We start from the raw sequence: 19,462 nt of genomic DNA, 5'->3' as shown, positions 1-19,462 counted from the left end.
TATGGATCTCAAGGAGCTGCGCCGGCAGCGGCGCAGCCGGTTTATGGCCGGCCTGATGCCCTACATGGGCTACATCATCCAAAGCGGCCTGGCCATGCTGCTGATCCTGCTGCTGGTTGTCTTCTCGGCCTGGTATACTTCGCTTTTGCGCGATATCCCGGAAGGGCTGCCGATCCGCTGGATCATGCTGGTCTTTATGCTCCCGGCCGCGGCGCTCAGCGGCTTCCGCACGTATCTGCAGACGCCGGACACGATTTTCCTGCTGCCGCAGGAGCACCAGATGAAGCATTATTTCGCCCCTTCATGGATTAGCGGCAATGTATGGAAGCTGCTGCGGCTTGCTTTCGTGCTGGTCACGTTATGGCCTTTGTACATACGCACCGAAACTTCGCACCGCGCCTTGCTCGCCACCCTGCTGCTGATGGCGCTGGTCAAGCTGCTCGCCAGCTTTGGCTTATGGCGCGAGCTGGCCATGGTCTCCCGCCCGGCGTCCGCCGCCTATTCTCTGCTGCGCTGGGCCGTCTGCGGCCTGATGATTGCCGCTTGGTTCTGGCAGCCGCCGCTGCGCGCTCTGCTGTTCATTGCCGTGCTTGCGGTCGCCTATTACGCTGCCCTGGCTGTTCCGGCGCGGCACACGGTGCCGTGGGAACGGCTGATCGCCAGAGAGCGGGAACAGGGCGACCGGGCGCTGCTCGTGCTCGGCTGGTTCGTCGACGTGCCCGGACGGGGCCAGCGGGTCTATGCCCGCCGCTACCTGTCCCGGCTTGGCAACCGTATCCCCTGGCGGCGCACTGAAGCTTACCGTTTCCTGCTGACCAAAAGCTTCGCCCGCGGCGATGTCTTCGGCATCGTGCTGAGGATCGCGGTGCTGGGCATGTTCTTGGTCGGCTGGAACCGGGAGAGTTATGCGGGCAGCGGAATCTATGTATTTTTCCTGCTGATTCTCGGGATTCAGCTCTCTACGCTGCGCAGACTGCACAGCGGGTCCTTCTGGCTGACGGTCTATCCGCTGCCGGAAGGCAGCAAAGGCCGGAATACGGTGAAGCTTGCGTTCCGCATCCATCTGGTGCTCGCGCTGGCGCTCGGACTGCCCCTGCTGGCGGCGCTGCCACAGCGTCCGCTTCAGGTGCTGGGAACTCTGGCGGTCGGGATACTTGCAGTTTATTGGATGAAAAACCGCATGGCCGGCAAGGTGGCGGGACCGGCGGATGACGACGATTTGTAACGCACTGCAAGCTGCCTCACTGCACAAAGACGCCCCTGAACGAAGCTGCAGCTACGTTCAGGGGCGTCTTTTGTTAGTCTACGTGGAAAGGAAGAGCCGCTCTATCCATCCGGTTCCCGCCGGGCAGGGAATGACGGATTCGAACACGCAATTACGCCTGGAGCCCCAGGCGTAAAGTGTTCAAGGCGGAAGAGAGCAGCTGCTCTCTTCCGGGAGAGGTTACCTCCGATTAAACAAAGAGGGAACGGCTGATGATAACCAGCAGGATAAAGAGAACCAGGATTGCGCCAGTGCTAGTGAAGGGACCGTATCCGTATCCGCCTCTTGCTTCTTCGCTCATGTTCATTCCCCTTTCGCTTGAGTTGATGTACTGGAGTACACCGTATACTATGTGCCGGGGGGAGATCGTGTATGGGCGATTGCCGCAAGCGGGGGCAAAAAACTGATTTTTTGCGGCGATATAGGCGAAAAGTCAAGAGAGGCCGTCGGATCATGTCGCCTCAGTTAAAGCTTGGCGGGGGCGTTCTCTCCGGCTCCGACGACCGTCCACTGCATGCCGCATGCAAAGCAAAACAGCCCCAAGTCCTTATTGGACCCGGGGCTGCCTTATTTCAGCGCGGAATACCCGCTATTTTTTCTCCAAATCGCGAATGCCGGCATACACCATATCAAACAGGTCCTCGAGCTGCTCCTCTTCGATGCAGGAGAACGCGATGCGCAGATCGGTTTCTCCGAGTGCGATCGTGCCCAGGCCGTAGTTGTGGATCAGATGCAGCCGCAGCTCTTCCGCCGCAACGGTGTGCAGCTTAAGGCACATGAAGTACCCGGAGTTGAACGGATAATAAGTCCAGACGTCGTCGCCGTATTTGCCGCTGTCGAGCAGCGCTTTGACCTTGTTGGCCCGGCCCTTCATAATCTGGAACTTCTCTTCCTTCTGATCCGCGAATTCCGGCGACTTCAGCGCTTCGAGCACAAAAGTCTGCGATGGATGCGCTCCGCTGGAGATCGTCGCACGGATGATCCCGAGCGTTTTTTGCTCCAGTGCGGCGAGCAGTTCCTTGTCTTCCGAAGCATAGGTGATAAAGCCGACGCGGAAGCCCCAGACGAATTCTTCCTTCGTAGCGCCGTCAACCTTTACGGCCAGTACGCGCGGGTGAATGTTCGCCAGGCGGCCGAACAGCGATTCCTTCAAGGAATCCTCGAAAAAGAGCCCGAAATACGCGTCGTCGCATACCGCAACCACGTTGATTCCCGCTTCGGCGGCGGTCTTGATCGCTTCGACGATCTCTTCGCCTTCCTTGAGCCCCGGCGTATATCCGGTCGGGTTATTCGGGAAATTCAGCACAACGATGGCTTTGCCGCGGTCCTTTTGGGAGAGCAGCGCCTCCAGCAGCCCCTTGCTGTTGAATTTCATTTCGTCCGTGAAGAGCGGATAGTTTACGATCTCGGCCAGACGGCGGATACCGAAAGTCAGCTCGTAGTTCTCCCAGTTTTTGTCCGGATAGATGACGGCGTCGCCCGCTTCGGCGAACAGGTCGGCCACGATGCTAAGACCATGGGTCAAAGCGTTGGTAACCACCGGATTGCCGAACGACTTGCCTTCCAGGGACGGATTTTCCCGCAGCATCTTCTCGCGCCAGACGGTGCGCAGCTCCGGTTTGCCCGCAGGCGGCGCATAGCCGTACAGGTCCTTCGGACTGAATGCCGAAAGCTTCTTCTGAATGACATCCAGATGCATCGGTACGCCTTTTTCCGTGGCAATCCCGATGGTGGCATTGTACTTTTTGGCATGAGCCGTCGCTTCCGCCGATTGGCTCAAAATCCCCTCTTTAGGAAAATAAATCGCTCTGCCGAGCCCGGAGAGCATTTCGTAGACATGCTGGTTGCCCGCCTTGATATTCTCGTTCAATTGTCCAGCCAGTGGGTTCATCGCTTTCATCCTTCCGGTATTCTTCTGGGATATATGCGTTAACATTGCCTAACATTATATCACCGTGATTCGAAGCCGTCACTGAAGAATGAGACGTTTTTGCAACTTTTTCAGGCTAGTCTTTCAGGTATGGACAAAGCGGCGTTTCGTCCCAGATTTGCGCTTCGATATACCGTTCCGGACCGAGCGCCCCCGAGGCGTTCCACCCCTGCGGCCAGCCGTATTCGGCGACGACTTTTATGATCTCTTCAAGCGTATATACTTGCCCCCGGTAAGGCTTGCCGTCCGCTACCCGCATGGTAGGAAAAAGATCGCCGTACGTGAAGCTGACGTGTTCCTTCTTAAAATGTGACAGCGGAATGCTCAGGGAGCGGCCCTCCGGATACCAGTCCAGCAGCCATGGGCACTCGCCGAATGTCATATAGTGCGGAGCCTGGCGGACCGGGAGGCCGCCTTTGGCGATGAATGCATTTCTCGCTTTTTGTTCAAGCTCCCTGCGGATCTGCAAATAGTCGGCGGAACGCTTGCCGGCAAAGCTTTTACTTTCTCGGCGCAGCGCTTCCTGCTTCTCGGCAGCCTCTTCCGGGGTCAAGTCGGATAAATTGCGGAATGGACCGGTGCTTGCGTCAAAATAATGATACAGAAGCTCCATGGGCTTCTCTCCTCAGGCTTGTTTTCCCGAATGGTACGGGCAATATTTATTCATCATTTCAATCGTCTCGGGGTCCCGCTCCCCGCCCCGCGCCGTAAGTCCTTCAATGACCTGGCCGCGTTCCTCGGCCTGCAGATTCTGTCCGAATTTGAATTTGGCGGTGAGCTGCTCGGGAACGATGCGGACGACGGCCACCGCTTTGAGCATGGGACGGTATCTGGAATCTTCGGCGTCGATGGGATCATATCCTCCCTCCGGCTGCAGCTTCTCCATAAAACGCGACATGACGGTGGCTTTTTCGGCGAGGTCCTCGACTTTTTCAGCTTTCCCCGAAGCGGTCACGCTTTTGAAATAGGCGCTGGCCGGGCAGGCCATATTCGGGTCGGTGTAATAGGAAGGGATAATCGCGAATTCATCGGCGACGCTAAAGCAGACCGCTTCCTGGTCGCGGAGATTGTTCATCTTGGCGCCGGCATGGCTGCCGTGGAAATAAAAACAGCCGTCCATATATACGAAATTCAGCGGCGTCACGAGTGGCCGGCCTTCCGAGTCCACCGTCGCCAGAAAACCGAAGCTCATGCTGTGCAGGAATTCGGCTACCTCCGCTTCATTTTCCACTAAAAATTCTTTTCTGCGCATCATCGGCACATCCTCTTTGGCTTGAAATAGTAACGATGTTCACACTTTAACGGGAATATTGACATTAAAAAAGGACCAGTTTACATTAATTTTATTAGTCCGCTTTGCCGGAACAGGAGGAAGCCCGTGAATTTTACGCTGCCATATGACCAGTATTTAACGATATACCGCTATAAATATTTGGCGCTGTATCATGCGCTGCGCACGGCGATTCTGGACGGGCTGCTGCCCGGAGGTACCCGGCTGCCGTCCACGCGGCGGCTTGCCGCCATATACGATCTCTCGCGCGGTTCCGCGTCGCAGGTGTACGACATGCTGCTGGCGGATGGCTATATCCGCGGCGAAAGCGGCAGGGGAACGTTCGTTGCCGAGGGGGTGTCTGCCCCGGAGGATGGCGGAAGCGGCGGGCAGAGCAGCAGTATAGGTACGGAGGAGTTCGCGGGGGACGACACTGAAACCGTGGGAAGCAGGGGCGCAGGCGGAGTACATAAGGGCGACGACGCCGAAACCGTGGGCAGGGGCGCAGGCGGAGAGCGTAAGGGCGACGACGCCGAAACCGTGGGAAGCAGGGGCGGTACACCCCGTGCGATGTCGGGGGGGCTGAGCGTAGCGGATGCAGAAGGCCGGACGGGTGCTGCCTTTACGGAGGGGCCGGCTTTTTCGCTCGCTCCGTGGGGCGAGCGGCTGCTGGCGGCGCGGGCGGGCATGCCGGCGGGAAGAAGGGAAACCGTCATGGCGGAGGGGATGATCGACTTCGCCGGCGGCGGGATGCCGATGGAACATTTCCCGTATACCGAATGGCGCAGCGCACTGAACGCGGCTGGCGGGCGGGGCGGCAAACGGCTTGCCGAACAGGGGCCGCCGCAAGGGGACGAGCGGCTGCGGCAGGCGATTGCCGGGCACCTGCGCACGACCCGCGGCATCCGCGCCCAAGCGGAGCAGATCGTGCTGTTCAGCGGCTCGATGCAGGGCATCGTGCTGCTGACCCAGCTGCTCCTGGCGCCGGGCGAAGCCGCCGTGGTCGAAGACCCCGGCTTTTACGGCATCCGCCGGGCCGTGGAGCTTACCGGCGGGCGGCTGATCGCCGGCCGGGTGGACGGGCGCGGGCTGCAGCCGGAGGACTGGCCGGCCCGGCTGCTGTTCGTGACGCCGGCCCGCCAGTTTCCCACCGGCGCCGTGCTCCCGCTGGAGCGGCGGCGGAAGCTGTTGGCCTGGGCCGGCAAGCGCAACGCTGTCATCATCGAGGACGATTATGACAGCGAGTTCCGCTGGGGCGGGCGGCCGATTGAGCCGCTCAAGGCTCTGGACCAGGCGGGCCGCGTGATCTACGTCGGCTCGTTCAGCAGCACGATGTTCTCCGGGCTGCGCATCGGTTATGCCGTGCTGCCGCCGGGCCTCGCGGCGGCAGCGGCCGCGGCAAAGGCGCTTTACGAGCCGCAGCCTGCGGCGCAGCTCGAACAGCGGGCGCTCGCGCAGTTCATGGCCAGCGGCGGATACCGCCGGCATGTGCGGCGCATGACGCGCCTGTACGGCGAGCGCGCGCGGGCCATGCGCGCGCTGCTGGAGGAGCGGCTCGGCGGGATTTTCGAGCCGCTCCCGGGCGATGCGGGCTTGCATATCTATGCCCGCTGGAAGCGCACGGAGGCGGAGTTCGCCGCCTTCCGTGCGGCTGCATTGGTGCGCGGCGCGGACTTCCGCGATGCCGCGCGGTACCGCCTGGCGCCGGGGGAACCGGCGGCCTGCTTTGCCTTCGCCCATCTCGATGGAGCGAAGCTGGAGGAAGGCGTGCGCAGGCTCACACTCGCCTGGGACGATGTGCAAAAAGCGCCGGGACAAGGTATGATGGAGGGGAGCCAAAACTAAGCGAATGCTTCCGAAGCGAGTTTTGTTGCGAAGCATATACTGCAAGCCAAAGCTCCACAAAACTAAGTGAATGCTTCCGAAGCGAGTTTTGTTGCGAAGCATATACTGCAAGCTCAAGCTCCACAAAACTTTTAGGAGGGAAAAATATGCTTCATGCATCGCCGGCCTCTTTCGTCATCCTGCCCTCGCTGGCGAAAATCGTTTGCGAGCCCGGCTGGAAGTGGCAAAAACGCGAAAAGCCGCTGCAAAATTACGATTTATTCTATGTCTGGAGCGGCGAAGGCACGGTTGTGCGCGGAGGGGAAGCTTTTCAGGTCGGCAAGGGCAGCTGCTTCTTATTCCGTCCGGGCGACCATACAAGCGCGACGCATAACCCGCAAAAACCGCTGGTGATTACATACATTCATTTTGACGTTGCCGAAGAGGTGACAGAGATTCCCGAGCCTTACCGCGTGCTTGGCGAAACGGTCGAGTTCGAGCATATGCTGGCCCGTTACGTGCGGCTGTTCCTGGTGAAGACCTTTGCCGCCGAGGAAGAGGGCCGCCTCATCCTGAAGCAGCTCATGATCCATCTGCTGCGCGAGGACCGCATGGAACCGGTGGAGCGCAGCGTCAGCAACCAGCTGGCCGAGGTGATCCACGAGATCGCCAACTACGTCAGCCAGCATCCGGGGCTGGCGCACCGGGTGGAGGATCTGGCGGCCCGGGCGGGACTTTCGCCGCGTTATTTTTCGATCAAATTCAAGGAAATTACCGGTTCGTCGGTCCAGTCCTACATCATCCGGTCACGGATCGAGCGGGCGCAGCATCTGCTGCTCTATGCCGGCATGAACGTCACCGAGGTGGCGGATGCGCTGGGGTACCGCGATATCTTTTTCTTCAGCCGCCAGTTCAAGCAGTACACGGGAAAAAGCCCGTCGGAGATCCGCTGACCGCTTGCGTTTGTTTCAGCTTTTTGGCCCGGGGGTAAATACGTTGCAACCTGGTTCACCATTGAAGCAAACACCACGAAAGGAGCGATCAGGTATGCTCAGAACGCGCCGGATCTGCAATTCCGACTGTCGGGCGAGCGGGACCCGAATGTATCTTAACCGGTTAAGACGCATGAAGCAGCTCAGCGAAATGACCGCAAGTTCATGGTTCTGACTACAAGACCAGCACAATACACCGAAGAACCGGGCCGGCGTCCGGTTTTTTTTCTTTGAATCATAAGTAAGGTTGACGGCATAAAGGGGATACTGGAGCCAAAGGCGAAAAGGAGCGAGGATATGTACGAGGTTGTACTGATACGGCATGGCGAAAGCGAATATAACAAGCAGAATTTGTTTACCGGCTGGAGCGATCCCGATTTGACGGAAAAAGGCGTACAAGAAGCCCGGTCGGCGGGCAAGCTGCTGCGGGATGCAGGATATACGTTCGATCTTGCCTTTGCTTCCGTGCTGAAGCGGTCGATCAAGACGCTGAATATCGTGCTGGAGGAAATGGACCTGCTGTGGATTCCGGTGCAAAAATCGTGGAAGCTCAACGAACGCCATTACGGCGCGCTGCAGGGTCTCAGCAAAAGCGAGACCGCGCTCAAATACGGCGACGAGCAGCTGCATATCTGGCGCCGCAGCCTGTCGGTCCGCCCGCCGATGCTGGAGCCGGATGATCCGCGCTACGCCCGGAATGACCGGCGTTACCAGGAGGTGCGTCCCGGCGACATTCCGCGCGGCGAAAGCCTGCAGGACACGGTGTACCGGGTCGGCGACTTCTGGGGCAACCGGATTGTCCCGCTGATCCGCAAAAAAGAGCGCGTGCTCATCTCCGCTCACGGCAACACGCTGCGGGCGCTGATCAAATACATGGAGGACATCGACGAAACGGCGCTGCTGGACCTCAACATTCCGACCGGCGTGCCGCTCGTGTACAAACTGGATGACGACGTGAAGCCGCTGAGCCGCTTTTACCTGGGGGAACCGGAGGAAGTGCAGCAAAAAGCCCGCGAAGTCGCGAGCCCGAACAAGGTAACCGAGTAAGGTCGGGATCACGGAGTAAGGTCTGGCGTTAGGGGCATAGGTGTGCAATCGACATGCGGAGTCCGGGTATGGACCAAACAAGGCGGAGTGAAGCCGAAGAGCGAAACGCCGCTAAAGGATCGGCTGGGAAAAAAAGGCGCGGGAATGCTGGGATAGGACAGTGCTGCAGAAGGTTATATTGCATACGGCATTTACATACGGCTTACTGCGAGGGAGCTAATTCGTTGTTGCTTGCCGGCATGAGAGTTGCGGACGCCCCGGAAAAAGTTGCTGATGCTCGAGTAGTTGCTTACTGGCACCAGAGGGACACCCGGGAAAAGTTGCAGATGCACTGTACGGTTCCGATGTTTGCCTTGCTAACGGACATCAGAGGCGCTATTTGCCGGATTTCTGCTTATTTCCCACGCTAGCGGACCTGAGAGCCCTTATTTCCTCTTGCAGGGCGAGAAAAGCCGCATTTCTATGGCAATAACGTCGCTGATGTCCGTTAGAATCGAAAAAGCGGCGTTTTAGGCAAAATAACGGCTCTGGTGTCCGTTACATGTTGGATCAAGTCCGACGCGGCAGTGAATGGGTCTCATGGGCTGGATTCTCCAAGTAACCTCGATTAGGCGAACCAACCGGTACGCTCGAATGCCGACGCACTCTGCACCAACTGTAGGATCTGCAGTAAGAATCGAAGTTCGGTCTGTTGTTTAGCAAAAAAAAGCAGCCATTCTCCCGCGGAATGACTGCTTTTTGGTATGCACAATATCCAGTGCGGAGCCCTGCGCGGAGTCATGCGCAATATCCAGCGCAATAACTTGCGCGGAGTCCTACATGATGTCGCAAGATACCCTGCGCAATGACTGACGCGGGGTCCTACGGCTCAACCGCTGCAGCTCAATCGCCAACGGCGCGTCGGCCGTAGCCCAAATACCGCTGTACCCGCCCCATGGCGGCTACTCCGGACGCTGCATCGTGCCGAGCCACTCGCCCATCTTGACCTTCGTGCCAGCGGACAAGTCCGGCCGCGGCGCGAAGGTGCCGCTCTCCAGCAGCAGTACGACCGTTGAGCCGAACTCGAAGTAGGCGAGCTCATCGCCGATCTGCCACTGCTCGGCGGAATCGTCCGCATAGTGGATGCTGCTGACATTCATGGCGCCGACCTTGACGACGGCGGCTTCGCCATGGGCACTGGCGATATAGGTGATGAGCCGCTCGTTGCGGCCCAGCACGCGTGTCATGTTCCGCATACCGAATTCGTTGACCGGGTAGGCCCGTCCGCGGATATGCTCGCTTTCGCGTTTGCGGCCGGTCAGCGGCGAATGAATACGGTGATAGTCGGTCGGGCTGAGATAAAGAACGAAGAAAAAGCCTTTTTTGTACAATTCGATATGCGGCGAATGGTTGAGCAGTTCATCCAGCGGATAATCCTGTCCCTTGACGTTCAGCAGGGTTCCGGCGTGAATCTCGCCCATTGCCGTAATCACCGCATCCACCGGACTCGCAATGGCATCCGCCGCTTCCGTTACCGGGCGCATGCCGGGCTTCAGGCGGCGGCTGAAAAATTCGTTAAGGGTCCGGTACTCTCCGGTATGCTTTTCCGCTTCGGCAGCGGGAATTCGGTAAGTTTTGATGAATGTTGGAATTAAATAACGGCTGATCCGGCTGTGGGAAAAGGCGCCCATGAGCCGGGAAAGCCAGCGGTGCGAGGACAGCTCGGTCATCAGCCGCAGCAGAGGTTTGACCATGATTATCTCCCTTCCGTCATAAGCGAACGCAAGGCGGCCCCGCAGCCGGGCGCCGCCTTACACTCTGAATTATATTGACATAGAATAGGAAACAAATCAATACAGCTGCGACTTCGGAGCATGGTCTAGCAGGTACCTGGCATACGCCATCGGCCGGCGGTAGCTGTCTTTCCACGTCTCTTCCATGCCGGCTTTCCGGAAGCCGTAGCGCTGGTCGCGGCCGTTGCATTCAATGAAATAAAGCTGCCGGTCCCCGGTTACCCCGATATCGAGACCGATGTCGGCCAGACCGGGCAGGCTTTTCTCCAGCTCTTTGGCAACCTGCAGGCAGAGCGCCTGCGCAGCCATCCGCAGCCGTGCCGCTTCCGCGCCGCCGAAGGCCCGCTCCAGCGCTTCGGATGCGCCGAGCGCCTCCCCGCCGCTGCCGATGTTCGACACGAAGCTGCCCCGCGGCGCCGCTTTGGCGAACATGCCGGTCACCTGCCATTCCCCTCCCCATCCGCGCTGCACCGTCACCCGCAGGTCGAATGGGCGTCCGTCCACCTCGGCCAGCGGAATACGCTCCTGCACGAGGTACGGAACGACGGCCAGGCGCTGGCGAAGAATCCGCGGCGGCCGGGCGGCATCGATCTCGGCCATCCGCCATCGGCCGGAGCGCGCTTCCTTAAAGCTCCAGCGGAACCGGCGGCCGCCGGATGCACGCTGGAGGCGCATGATGCCTTTGCCCACGCTGCCCCGGCATGGCTTGAGAATGAGATCAGGACAGCTCTCCATCATCTCCAGCAGGCCGGCGTAACCGGTCCTGGTCTCCGGCAAAAAGCGCCGGAGCTCTTCGTTTTGCGTAAGCAGTCTGTGTATCTGGTCCTTCCCATACCGGTTGCATCTATTGAACACGCGAAGACCGCTGCCCACCAGCCGCTCTACGCCGCGATGTTCCGGTCCGTAAATGGCCCGGTTATGGATCACCGCCGGCGTCGGGACGACGACCTTGCGGTATTTTTCCGCACTGCGCATGTAAGCGTAACTGAAACCGGATTCCATATCCATCTCGGACAACTGGAGAAAGCAGGGAACGAGTCCATAGGCGGCGGCGGCCTCCTCATAATTGGCAAGCGATTCCTGTCCGGTGTCGAGCCGGGGAACGCCCCGGTGCATCGCGGCATTCAGCAGTATTCCCACGAGCAATTGCCCCATGTGTGTTCCTCCCGTCATCGTCTAATCCTGATGAGTCTCCGCTTCCATCACATTGTATGTTTGTACGGGCTTTTCAGGGTGGACGAATGCGCGGCGTCAGAGGCCTATTTTTCGGGAAAAAATACGGTTTGCCGTTCCCTGCCCCGGAGCAATACGGTGTCATCCGCCCATGCCCCTGCATATGATGCCTAGGAGAAACATTCGATGGAAGGAGGAGACTGCTTGTGAAAGGCTCCAAAAGGAATCAGCACCGCAGCTCGAAAAAACCGCTTTATTACGTTGATAATCCCAATATGAAAGAGTTGAGCATGCTGGGCGGCAGTCCCAGATCCCAAGGAAAAACGGCCCCAGACAAGGAAGCTTTCGAGGATAATCCGGCTTTGCTGGTCAGCAGCGTCGAGACAGCCGAGCCCGTGCAGTCCCCGGTGGTAAGCGGAGCATCTGCAGAGCTGGAATCGGTGGAGGCCCCGGATATCGTTGAAACGGCTGAGCTGCTGCCGATAGTTGAAGAACAGGTAGCCGTACCGGAAACAGAAGCCAAGGAAGAGGCGTTGACGGAGGAGGCTGCCGAAATCGCCACCGTTCGTTTTCTTACCGCTAAAGAACGGATGCAGACGGTTTATACCGACGATCTCTCCGACGGAGCTGTTACGGGGGCCAAAATCGCTCCGCGTTCGATCGACGGCTCCAAGCTGAAGTTCGGGATTATCGGAACGCCTTGGCTGCAGGATTACGCAGTACACAGTATCAACATCGCGGAAAAAGCGATCACCTCCTCTAAAATTGCTCCCGAGTCCGTCTCCGGTGAGCATTTGGCCGAAGGCAGCATCAGCGGCGGCAAGCTGCTGGACCGTTCCATCGGCGGGGAAAAGCTGAAAAACGGCAGCATCGGTCCAGAAAAGCTGGCGGACCGGATCATCGGCGGCGAGCAGATTGCGGACCGCACCATCACCTCCCGCCATTTGAGCGAGATGCTGATCACGGCTGAGCTGCTGGAAGACGGCGCGGTCGGGGGCGAAAAAATCGCCAGCGGCGGCATTGAACGCCGCCACCTGGCCAACGGCAGCATCGACCGTTCGAAGCTGGCCGACAGCTCGGTAACCGGCGATAAGATCGCCGACGGTGAAATCACCGGCACGAAATTGGCGGAAGGCAGCGTGGGCAGCCAGCATCTCGGCGAGGGGGTTATCTCCGCCAAACATTTGGCTCCCGGAGCCATCGGCCGCGAACAGCTCGGAAGCCAGCTGATCGGCCGGGAGCAGCTGAGCCAAGGCGCCGTTGAAAGCAGCCATCTGGCCGACGGCGCAGTCGATGCCCGGCAGCTTGCGGACGGCGCGGTTCGCGGCCGACATTTGGGTGCCGAGAGCATCACCGGCGACCATATTGCCGAAAGCGAAATTACAAGCCGTCATCTGGCGGATCGCAGCATTTCGTTTGTTAAGCTGGCCGAAGGCGCGGTCGGAACGGCGCATCTGGTAGAGCATTCCATCACCGCCTCCAAAATCGCCGATCAAAGCATTTTGCCGCAAAAGCTCGCCGATGAGGCCGTAACGACGCGGCATATCGCCAAATCGGCGGTTCGCGGACCGCAGCTCGCCATGCAAGCCGTAACCTCGGCGCATCTGCAGCGCGAAGCCGTCGATGCAGCGCATTTGGCCTCGGGGGCCGTTGGGGCCATCCATCTTCAGACCGAAGCGGTACAGACGGCGCATCTGGCCAGCGGCGCGGTCACCAGCAAGCAGCTCGGGGCCGAATCGGTAGCGGCGGTGCATCTCCAGCCGCAAAGCGTCACCGGCGCGAAGCTGGCCGAAGGCAGCGTGAGCGCACCCAAGCTGGCGGCAGCCGCCGTCACCGGCCCCGCTATCGCCAAAGAGGCGGTCACCGGCGAACATATCGCCTACTGTGCGGTGGAAGAACAGCATCTCGCTGACGGCAGCATCAGCGGCCGCGTGCTGCAGAACGAAGCCGTCGCATCCGATCATCTGGCCAGCGGCTCCGTTGAACACCGGCACTTAAGCGAACACAGCGTCGGTGCCTCGGCGCTGCAGCCCGGAGCGGTGCTCGGCGATAAACTGGCCGCGGGTGCAGTCAAAGAGATTCATCTGGCAAACGGGGCCATCCAGCCGCATCACTTGGCGGATTACGCGGTCACCGCGCTGAAGATATCGCCGGAAAGCATTTCGACCGATAAGCTTGGGGACCTGTCTGTGACTTCCGCGAAGCTGGCGGACGGCAGCGTCGATTCGGCGAAGCTGGCGGCGGCGGCGGTAACGGCGTTTCATCTGGCGGACCAGGCGATTTTTCCCGAGGCGATCAGCGATGAAGCCGTGAGCGGCCGCCATCTGGCCCACGGCAGCGTCGGCGGCGGGCATATCCGTCCGCTTTCCGTCGGCACGGGGCATATCATGCCCGGCGCCATCACCGGCCAGCAGCTGCAGAACGGCGCGGTGACCTCCGCAAAGCTGGCGGAGGGAGCAGTCGTATCCGGCCATCTCGCCGAGGATAGCGTGGGGAGCATTCATCTGAGTGCTGAATCGGTGGAAACCCGGCACGTCCGTCAGGGAGCGATAAAGCTGGCCCATCTGGCTGACGAGGTGCGCAGCGGGGACCTGCTGCCGGACGGCGCCATTACGGGCGCCAAGCTGGCCGCCGATGCGGTAAGTGCGTATCACCTCACCGAAGGCAGCGTGGAGGGCGTTCATCTGAGCGATATCGCGGTGCAGGCCCGCCATATCGGTCAAGGGGCGGTAAAGCTGTCACATCTGGCCGACGAAGTGCGCAGCACGGACCTGCTGCCGGACGGCGCCATCACGGGCGCCAAGCTGGCCGCCGATACAGTGGGCGCACATCATCTCACCGAAGGCAGCGTGAAGGGCATTCATCTGAGTGCAGAAGCGGTGCACGCCCGCCATATCGGGCAGGGAGAAGTAAAGCTGGCCCATCTGGCGGACGAAGTGCGCAGCGGGGACCTGCTGCCGGACGGCGCCATCACGGGCGCCCATCTGGCCGCCGATTCGGTGAGCGCGCTCCATCTCGCCGAAGGCAGCGTGCAGCGCATTCATCTGACGGATGAAGCGGTGCAAGCCCGCCATATCGGTCAGGGGGCAATAAAGCTGGGCCACTTGGCGGACGAAGTACGCAGCGGAGACCTGCTGCCGGACGGCTCCGTTACGGGCACGAAGCTGGCCGTCAATGCGGTAAGCGAACTTCATCTCGCCGAAGGCAGCGTGCGGAGCAGTCATCTGACGGATGAAGCGGTGCACACCCGCCATATCGGTCAGGGAGCGATAAAGCTGGCCCACCTGGCGAACGAAGTGCGCAGCGGAAACCTGCTGCCGGACGGCGCCATCACGGGCGCCAAGCTGGCCGTCAATACGGTGAGCGAACTTCATCTCGCCGAAGGCAGCGTGCGCAGCATTCACCTGACGGATGAAGCGGTGCACACCCGCCATATCGGTCAGGGAGCGATAAAGCTGGCCCACCTGGCGAACGAAGTACGCAGCGGAGAGTTGCTGCCGGACGGTGCAATTACAGGCGCCAAAATTGCCGACGCAGCGATAACGGGTCAACATCTGGCCACGGGCAGCGTGGAGAGCATTCATCTGATCGATGAAGCGGTAGAAGGCCGCCATATCGGCCAGGGAGAAGTAAAGCTGGCTCATCTGGCAGACGAGGTGCGCAGCGGAGAGTTGCTGCCGGACGGCGCGATTACAGGAGCCAAACTTGCCGACGCAGCGATAACGGGTCAACATCTAGCCACAGGCAGCGTGGAGAGCATTCATCTGGGCGATGCAGCGGTAGAAGGCCGCCATATCGGCCAGGGAGAAGTAAAGCTGGCTCACCTGGCAGACGAGGTACGCAGCGGAGAATGGCTGCCGGACGGCGCGATTACAGGCGCCAAACTTGCCGAAGCGGCGGTAACGGGTCAACATCTGGCCACAGGCAGCGTGGAGAGCATTCATCTGGGCGATGCAGCGGTAGAAAGCCGCCATATCGGCCAGGGAGAAGTAAAGCTGGCTCACCTGGCAGACGAGGTACGCAGCGGAGAATGGCTGCCGGACGGCGCGATTACAGGCGCCAAACTTGCCGAAGCGGCGGTAACGGGTCAACATCTGGCCACAGGCAGCGTGGAGAGCATTCATCTGGGCGATGCAGCGGTAGAAAGCCGCCATATCGGCCAGGGAGAAGTAAAGCTGGCTCACCTGGCAGACGAGGTACGCAGCGGAGAGTTGCTGCCGGACGGTGCGATTACAGGAGCCAAACTTGCCGAAGCGGTGGTAACGGGTCAGCATCTGGCCACAGGCAGCGTAGACAGCATTCACCTGACGGATAGAGCGGTAGAAAGCCGCCATATCGGTGAGGGAGAAGTAAAGCTGGCCCATCTGGCTGACGAGGTGCGCACCGGAGAATTGCTGCCGGACGGCGCCATCACAGGCACCAAGCTGGCGCAGGCTTCGGTCGGATCATTCCATTTGGCGCCGGGCAGCGTCTACGGCGGACATCTTGCCGCCGAAGCCGTCAGCAGCCGCCATATCCGCCCCGGCAGCATCGCTCCGGTCCATCTGGCGGAAGACCTGCGGATCGCCGATCTGCTGCCGGACGGCAGCATTACCTCCGGCAAGCTGGCCGAGGGCGCGGTCGGTTCCCATGGGCTTGCGCCGGCCAGCATCTATGGCGGACATCTCACCGATGAAGCGATAAGCGGCCAGCATATCGCGCCGGGAAGCATCGCCAAGGGGCATCTGGCCGCCGGTACGGTGAGCGCCGATCTGCTTGCAGACGGCAGTATACCGGGAATCAAGCTGGCCCCAGGTGCGGTCAGCGCGGTGCATGTGCAGCCGGAAAGCATCAGCGGCGGCCATTTGATGGCCGGCGCAATCGATCAGCGCCATCTGCGCGGCGGCGCGGTGACGCTGGGCCATCTGGCCGATGAGGTGCGCAGCGCCGAGCTGCTGCCGGACGGATCGCTGACCCGGGAGAAGCTGGCGGCAAACGCGGTCGGGGAGGAACAGTTGACGGACGGCGCGGTGGGTACGCGCGCCCTGGAGGACGGCGCTGTGACTGCCGCGAAGCTGGCAGACGCCGCGGTACAGTCCCGCCACCTGGAGGAAGGCGGCGTGGAGGGCCGGCATCTCGCGCATGGCGCGATTGAGGCGGAACATCTGAGCCCGGGCATCATCGGGCCGGAGCATCTGTCCTTCAGCCCGGTACAAAGCCCCGGTAACCGCGAAGTGCTGCAGCAGTTCGGGATGACCGCATTTATGTTCAACGGGAATGCGGAAAGCATCGAGCTGACGATCACCTTCGATGAGAGCTTCGGCCATTCCGGTTACGTGCTTGTAGCCATGACGAACCAGCCGTTCTTTCATGCTTCCTTGAAGAGCAGAGCCAATGCAGATGCGGTGATTCAGGTCACGCGCCTGCGGGAGACGCAGCATTTCTACGGCGTTCTTTCCTGGATCGCGTTAGGCGCGCCGCTGCACAGACCGGCTGCCGATAACCGGATTTTCGATTAATCCTTTCAATATATCGATGGATTCAAAGGGCGCAGCCGGGAGCTGCGCCCTTTGTGCGCTTTCTTGCCCCGGGTGGGTTGATGTCCAATTCTGCGGCCGGGGCAAGGCATTGGCCGTTACCCGCGGACGCGGATCACATAGACTGTGATGTAACCCTCAGCCCGGCGGGTATGCCCTGCAAGGAAGGTGGATGAGCTTGAAGCATGCACAACCCTTTACCCGCCGCACGGGGCGGCGGGCTCAGAAGGCGCGTTCCTCCCGGCGGTCCCGGCCTGCGGCAGCGCAGCCGACCGCTGGGCCGTCCGCGCCGTATGTGTCGGTCATTATTCCGGCGATGAACGAAGCGCGGACGATCGCTGCCGTCATATCCGAAGCCCGGCAGGTTCACCCGCGCTGCGAGGTTATCGTCGTGGTCAACGGCTCCGCGGACAACACGGCGGAGATTGCGCGCAGCATGGGCGCGCAGGTGATTGTATTTGAGCAACCGCTCGGACATGATGTGGGAAGAAGTGTCGGGGCGGAGGCGGCCCGGGGCGAGATTCTCCTGTTTACCGACGGCGATCTCGTCATTCCGGCAACCGGACTGCGCCCTTTCGTTACAGCGGCGGCCCGGGGGGCGGATGTTGTGCTGAACGGCTACTCCGGCCCAGTCCGCCGCAAGGTTCCCCATCCGGTCGTGCTGGCCAAACACGCGCTGAATCTGCTGCTCGGCAGACCGGATCTGCAGGGATTCTCCCTGACGGCGGTGCCCCATGCTATAAGCCGAAAGGGACTTGCGGCGCTGGGAGCCGGCCTGTTGTCCCGTCCGCCGCTGGCGCATGCGCGCGCCGTCCTGGACGGCCTCGCGGTTAAAGCGGTCCGGCAGATTCCCGTCGGCCGGCTGAATGCCGTCCGCCGCAAAGCGGACGGCACGGATCCGCTGCAGGAGAGCATCCTCCGGGACCATCAGGACGCCGTCGGACTCATTCTTGAGCGCCGGGGACCGCGGGCCGGCTTCGGCGACGGGGGACGGCAGAGGGGGATGGTCAGATGAAGGCAAAACGCCCAAAACAGATTTCCGGCAAAAGACGTTCCGCTGCCGGCGCCGCCAAACGCCGGCGTACGGCACGGGCGAAAGCGCCGGAACGCCGGAAGCGAGCGGCGCCTGGCATGAAGCTTCAGCCGCTTCCGCCGTTTCCGAAGCCGCTCTCGGTCATCGTCACGGCAATGAATGAAGCGGAGACGCTGCCGAAGCTGCTCAGGCAGGCGCTGCGCCTGCAGCCGGCCGAGCTGATTGTCGTGCTGAACGGGTGCACCGACCGGAGCTACGAGTTGACCCGGCGCTTCCGCGAGGCGGTCATCGTGCACTGCCCGCAGCCGGCCGGCCACGACGTCGGCCGCGCGCTCGGCGCCAAGCTGAGCCGGGGCGAAATTCTGCTTTTTCTGGACGGGGACATGGAGCTGCCCGCCGAGCAGATGGCCGTGTTCGTGCAGTCCATCGCGGACGGCGCGGATGTCGCGCTGAACGATCTGGACCCTTTGGTTCCGCTGTTCCACCAGACGGATCCGGTTACCCGCTGCAAGCTGTATCTGAACCAAGTGCTTGGTCGGGAAGATCTTGGCAGCGCCTCGATGACGGCCGTGCCGCATGCGTTATCCCGCCGTGCCGCGGAGGTGATCGGCTGCCGCGAGCTGATGGTTCCGCCAAAGGCGCAGGCCATCGCCGTCATGGCCAATCTCGATGTGCGGACCGCGGGAACGGTGGACGTCATCAAGTGCAACCGGCAACGTGCGGGAAACCGCGGGACCGGCAACGCGATGGAGCGGCTGATCGCCGGGGATCATGCGGAGGCGCTTGAGGTTGTGCAGGTGCGCCGCCGGGAAGCCGCCGGCTGGACGCCTGAAATCGCGCTGCTGGAGCGGCGGCGCGAGCTTGCCGCCTGGAGGAATGGCCTATGACGACAAGCATCATCATTCCGACGTTCAATGGTCTGCCGCTCCTGAAGGCATGCGTGGAAGCGATCCGGCACTATACGACGGAGCCTTATGAAATCATCGTGGTCGACAATGCGTCAACCGACGGAACCGACCGGTATTGCCGGCAGAAGGAGATTTTTTTCGTCTCGCTGCCTGAGAACCGGGGGTTCCCCGAAGCCTGCAATGCCGGGCTGAAGCTGGCCGCCGGCGACGAGCTTCTGCTGCTCAACAACGATGTCATCGTCTCGCAGGGCTGGCTGACCAACCTGAGGGCCGCGCTCTACAGCGCGGAGGATATCGGCATCGTCGGCCCGGTAACCAATTATGCCAGCGGAAGACAGCAGGTGGAGCAGCGGTACGGCGACTTAATTGGGTTTCACCTGGAGGCCCGCCTCGCCAACCGGCCCGACCCGGCCAAATGGCAGGAGGTCCGGCGCCTGGTCGGGCTGTGCCTGCTGTTCCGACGCGAAGTGCTGGAACGGGTGGGGCTGCTCGACGAGCGCTTTTCCCCCGGCCATTATGAAGATGACGATTATTGCTACCGTGCCAGGCTGCTCGGATACCGCCTGCTCATTGCCGGGGATTGCCTCGTGCATCATGAGGGCAGCGCAAGCTTCAAGGCGGTGTATCCCGCCGAACTTCAAGCGCTGGTATCGCGCAACCGCCGCAAATTTATTGATAAATGGCAGGTCGATCCGGTTCAGTTCATCTGATATGTGTTGGCCCAAAGGCTAAG

14 protein-coding genes are annotated in these 19,462 nt (G+C 60.9%); 8 read left to right on the top strand and 6 right to left on the bottom strand.

Annotated features, from left to right (window positions below):
- Window position 1 precedes the first annotated feature (1 nt).
- On the top strand, window positions 2-1,225 hold the full coding sequence (locus tag BMW84_RS18080) for an ABC transporter permease (protein ID WP_091070816.1): 1,224 nt from the start codon (window positions 2-4) through the stop codon (window positions 1,223-1,225).
- A 229-nt stretch (window positions 1,226-1,454) separates the two neighbouring features.
- On the opposite strand, the gene BMW84_RS24940 is transcribed toward BMW84_RS18080, so the two are convergent.
- The 4 genes from BMW84_RS24940 to BMW84_RS18065 form a co-directional block, all read right to left on the bottom strand.
- Entirely contained in the window at window positions 1,455-1,565 is a 111-nt protein-coding gene (locus tag BMW84_RS24940; protein ID WP_217646142.1) for a YjcZ family sporulation protein, read from the bottom strand.
- Window positions 1,566-1,853: 288 nt separating this feature from the next.
- Window positions 1,854-3,155 (bottom strand): aminotransferase class I/II-fold pyridoxal phosphate-dependent enzyme, encoded by a 1,302-nt coding sequence (locus BMW84_RS18075; protein WP_091071174.1) that lies wholly within the window; start codon window positions 3,153-3,155, stop codon window positions 1,854-1,856.
- Window positions 3,156-3,270: 115 nt separating this feature from the next.
- Window positions 3,271-3,807 carry a hypothetical protein gene (locus tag BMW84_RS18070; protein ID WP_091070814.1) on the bottom strand — a complete coding sequence of 179 codons (537 nt, stop codon included), beginning with the start codon at window positions 3,805-3,807 and terminating at the stop codon, window positions 3,271-3,273.
- A gap of 12 nt (window positions 3,808-3,819) precedes the next feature.
- On the bottom strand, window positions 3,820-4,446 hold the full coding sequence (locus BMW84_RS18065) for a pyridoxamine 5'-phosphate oxidase family protein (RefSeq protein WP_091071172.1): 627 nt from the start codon (window positions 4,444-4,446) through the stop codon (window positions 3,820-3,822).
- Window positions 4,447-4,572: 126 nt separating this feature from the next.
- Here BMW84_RS18065 and BMW84_RS18060 point away from each other — a divergent pair, with 126 nt between their 5' ends.
- The 3 genes from BMW84_RS18060 (at window position 4,573) to gpmA (ending at window position 8,327) form a co-directional block, all read left to right on the top strand.
- Window positions 4,573-6,309: an aminotransferase-like domain-containing protein gene (locus BMW84_RS18060; protein ID WP_091070812.1), complete on the top strand. Its 1,737-nt coding sequence runs from the start codon at window positions 4,573-4,575 to the stop codon at window positions 6,307-6,309.
- A gap of 146 nt (window positions 6,310-6,455) precedes the next feature.
- Entirely contained in the window at window positions 6,456-7,241 is a 786-nt protein-coding gene (locus BMW84_RS18055; protein WP_091070811.1) for a helix-turn-helix domain-containing protein, read from the top strand.
- Between the two features lie 336 nt (window positions 7,242-7,577).
- Window positions 7,578-8,327: a 2,3-diphosphoglycerate-dependent phosphoglycerate mutase gene (gene gpmA / locus BMW84_RS18050; RefSeq protein WP_091070809.1), complete on the top strand. Its 750-nt coding sequence runs from the start codon at window positions 7,578-7,580 to the stop codon at window positions 8,325-8,327.
- Between the two features lie 941 nt (window positions 8,328-9,268).
- On the opposite strand, the gene asd is transcribed toward gpmA, so the two are convergent.
- Complete coding sequence (asd, locus tag BMW84_RS18040; RefSeq protein WP_091070806.1) at window positions 9,269-10,060, bottom strand: archaetidylserine decarboxylase; 792 nt, start codon at window positions 10,058-10,060, stop codon at window positions 9,269-9,271.
- Window positions 10,061-10,156: 96 nt separating this feature from the next.
- Window positions 10,157-11,254 (bottom strand): YheC/YheD family protein, encoded by a 1,098-nt coding sequence (locus tag BMW84_RS18035; protein ID WP_091070804.1) that lies wholly within the window; start codon window positions 11,252-11,254, stop codon window positions 10,157-10,159.
- Between the two features lie 224 nt (window positions 11,255-11,478).
- On the opposite strand from BMW84_RS18035, the gene BMW84_RS18030 reads away from it, so the two are divergent.
- The 4 genes from BMW84_RS18030 (at window position 11,479) to BMW84_RS18015 (ending at window position 19,439) form a co-directional block, all read left to right on the top strand.
- The gene (locus tag BMW84_RS18030; RefSeq protein WP_091070802.1) at window positions 11,479-16,770 is read left to right on the top strand and encodes a WIAG-tail domain; all 5,292 of its coding nucleotides are present in this window, start codon (window positions 11,479-11,481) and stop codon (window positions 16,768-16,770) included.
- 190 nt (window positions 16,771-16,960) lie between these two features.
- Window positions 16,961-17,803 carry a glycosyltransferase family 2 protein gene (locus tag BMW84_RS18025; RefSeq protein ID WP_091070801.1) on the top strand — a complete coding sequence of 281 codons (843 nt, stop codon included), beginning with the start codon at window positions 16,961-16,963 and terminating at the stop codon, window positions 17,801-17,803.
- Complete coding sequence (locus BMW84_RS18020) at window positions 17,800-18,708, top strand: glycosyltransferase family 2 protein (protein ID WP_091070799.1); 909 nt, start codon at window positions 17,800-17,802, stop codon at window positions 18,706-18,708. The genes BMW84_RS18025 and BMW84_RS18020 overlap by 4 nt, the downstream gene beginning before the upstream one ends.
- Window positions 18,705-19,439 (top strand): glycosyltransferase family 2 protein, encoded by a 735-nt coding sequence (locus tag BMW84_RS18015; RefSeq protein ID WP_091070797.1) that lies wholly within the window; start codon window positions 18,705-18,707, stop codon window positions 19,437-19,439. The genes BMW84_RS18020 and BMW84_RS18015 overlap by 4 nt, the downstream gene beginning before the upstream one ends.
- Window positions 19,440-19,462: the final 23 nt, after the last annotated feature.

This window comes from Paenibacillus sp. NFR01 (assembly GCF_900111565.1).
Taxonomy (GTDB): Bacteria; Bacillota; Bacilli; order Paenibacillales; family Paenibacillaceae; genus Paenibacillus_AQ.
Note: the sequence above shows the minus strand (reverse complement) of the source record. Positions and strands in the feature narration are given on the sequence as shown.